At 72.7% G+C, this 2,072-nt stretch carries 6 protein-coding genes; all 6 read left to right on the top strand.

Annotated features, from left to right (window positions below; translation table 11 throughout):
- Positions 1–93: 93 nt before the first annotated feature.
- Positions 94–879: an ATP-binding protein gene (locus tag IE153_RS41150; protein WP_189594789.1), complete on the top strand. Its 786-nt coding sequence runs from the start codon at positions 94–96 to the stop codon at positions 877–879.
- On the top strand, positions 876–1,214 hold the full coding sequence (locus IE153_RS41145; RefSeq protein ID WP_189594788.1) for a hypothetical protein: 339 nt from the start codon (positions 876–878) through the stop codon (positions 1,212–1,214). Before IE153_RS41150 ends, IE153_RS41145 begins: the two co-directional genes overlap by 4 nt.
- Entirely contained in the window at positions 1,211–1,390 is a 180-nt protein-coding gene (locus IE153_RS41140; RefSeq protein WP_189594790.1) for a hypothetical protein, read from the top strand. The genes IE153_RS41145 and IE153_RS41140 overlap by 4 nt, the downstream gene beginning before the upstream one ends.
- On the top strand, positions 1,387–1,665 hold the full coding sequence (locus tag IE153_RS41135; RefSeq protein WP_189594787.1) for a helix-turn-helix domain-containing protein: 279 nt from the start codon (positions 1,387–1,389) through the stop codon (positions 1,663–1,665). The genes IE153_RS41140 and IE153_RS41135 overlap by 4 nt, the downstream gene beginning before the upstream one ends.
- Positions 1,666–1,714: 49 nt before the next feature.
- On the top strand, positions 1,715–1,894 hold the full coding sequence (locus IE153_RS41130; protein ID WP_189594786.1) for a hypothetical protein: 180 nt from the start codon (positions 1,715–1,717) through the stop codon (positions 1,892–1,894).
- The coding region (locus IE153_RS42255; RefSeq protein WP_229829447.1) for a hypothetical protein at positions 1,891–2,072 on the top strand (182 nt) is incomplete at its 3' end. The genes IE153_RS41130 and IE153_RS42255, both read left to right, overlap by 4 nt.

The raw sequence follows: 2,072 nt of genomic DNA, 5'->3' as shown, positions 1-2,072 counted from the left end.
CCCCCAGCTCCGCGCCGTCTCCGGCGGCTGGCAGCCCTTCAAAAACCCCGAGAACCACGACGTCTACGACGAACCCCTCATCTAAGGAGCCCCATGTCCGACAAGTGGATCCCTCCCAGCCAGCAGCGCCGCGGCCTCGACCTCGCCGCACTCGGCGTCCCTCCCGGCCGCTACGTCCACCCCGACGTCACCGACTTCCTGATCGCCCCCGGCGGCAGCCGCGAAGGCGCCGCACGGATCGACGCCTACCTCCGCCACGAAGCCGACCTCGACAGCCTCCAGCCCGCCGAGATCGAATTCGTCCGGCGCCACTTCCTGAAGTGCGCCGACGAGCAGCGGCAGAAGTGCATCGCCCACTTCGAGACCAAAGTCCCGCGCCGGTACGCCACTGCCACCCCCTCCGCAATCGCCACCGCCTGGGCCCAGTCCGTCGTCGCCAATCCCGACGACACCCGCTCCCTGCTGATCGTCGGCCCCACCGGCACCGGAAAAACCCACTACGCCTACTCCGTACTGCGGGCCATCGCCGAGACCGGCCGCACCACCGGATGGGCCGCCTACACCGCCGCCGACCTCTACGCCCAACTCCGCCCCCGCGCCGGCCGCGACAGCGAAGCGACCTTCGAGACGATCGCCGACACCGACGTCCTGTTCGTCGACGACCTGGGCGCCGCCAAGCTCACCGAGTGGACCGAAGAGGTCACCTACCGGCTCATCAACCACCGCTACGAACAGTGCCGGCCCGGCATCTTCACCAGCAACGTCCCCCCGACGCAGCTCCGTGACGCCCTCGGAGAGCGCATCGCCTCCCGTCTCACCGAGATGTGCGAGCGCGTCACCCTCAAGGGCGACGACCGCCGCAAGGGGATGGCGGCATGAGCGACCCACTGACCTTCGCCGACGCCCGCACCCTCAAGCAGCAAGGCGACCTCGGCCGGTTCATCAAGCACCACATGGCCGAAGCGGAGCGAGCCGCCGCCCACCGCCGCGGACTCGTCCTCCGCTACCCGGACATCGCCGCCAAGCTCACCGAGCCGCCCATCGGCTTCACCTCACCCGAGAAGTGGAATGGCTACATCCCGCCGGCCACCGACTGCACCGGCGCCATGAACACCGCCCGCTGCCGGCCCGCGCTCCTCGCACTCGTTGCCGAGGCCGAACGCCGCCTGCACCAGCCGCAAGAAGTCGCTGAGGCCATCGAGGAGGCGGCATGACCCGCGTCTGGCTGCCCAGGCGCCGCAGTGCCCGCCGCGCCTGGGCCCGCACCGTCGCCTGCTGCCCCACCTGCCAAGTCACCCCCGGAGTGCCCTGCCACCGCAACGGCATAGCCCTCCCCGACGGAGCCGTCCACGCCCGCCGCTACCAGGAAGCCGAGGAAACCGCCGCATGAAGATCCGCGCCGACATTGCCGCCCTCATCCGCAAGGGGCACACCAACGCGTCCATCGCCCACCGCCTCGGCTGCCACCCCAGGACCGTGGCCCGCGCCCGCGAAGCCCTCCGGCTCCCGCCCGCCGACCAGCTGGGCCGCCTCTACCTCGAAGCCGTCCCCACCGGCCGCGTGAAGGACTACCGGCCGCCCGCCGGCTGGATGCCCCTCTCGCCCGACCAGCAGCGCGCCAACCGCGAACGGCTCCTCGCCGCACTCCGCGACGAAGCCGCCTGACCACCCTGGCCGGCCGTCTCGCGCGGCCGGCCCCACCCCTGGAGGACCAGTGCCCCGCCCACCGATCCGCTGGCAGCCTGACGACGGCAGTGCCGCGATCCTCGCCGCCTACGCCCGCCGCGGCGAACGCCCCGGGCAAGTCCTGCGCCGCGCCCTGCTGCTCCTCGCCCGCGCCGACGGGGTGCTCGACATCCGCGGACGCGTGCCCCGGCAGGGGAGGCGGCCGTGACCGGGCCCAGCAGCAACCCGCGCGGCGAGCACACGCCCCGGCCCGGCCTCCTGTGGGCGACGACCGTCGAATGGTCGGGCGAGGAGGTCGTCGACGACGGCACGGAGCCGCCCCGACCGAACCGGGCCACACGGCGGGCAGCGAAGCGGCAGCGACCGCGTAAGGCGGAAGAGGCCCG

The sequence above is a fragment of the Streptomyces massasporeus genome, from assembly GCF_014648995.1.
Classification (GTDB): Bacteria; Actinomycetota; Actinomycetes; order Streptomycetales; family Streptomycetaceae; genus Streptomyces; species Streptomyces massasporeus.
Note: the sequence above shows the minus strand (reverse complement) of the source record. Positions and strands in the feature narration are given on the sequence as shown.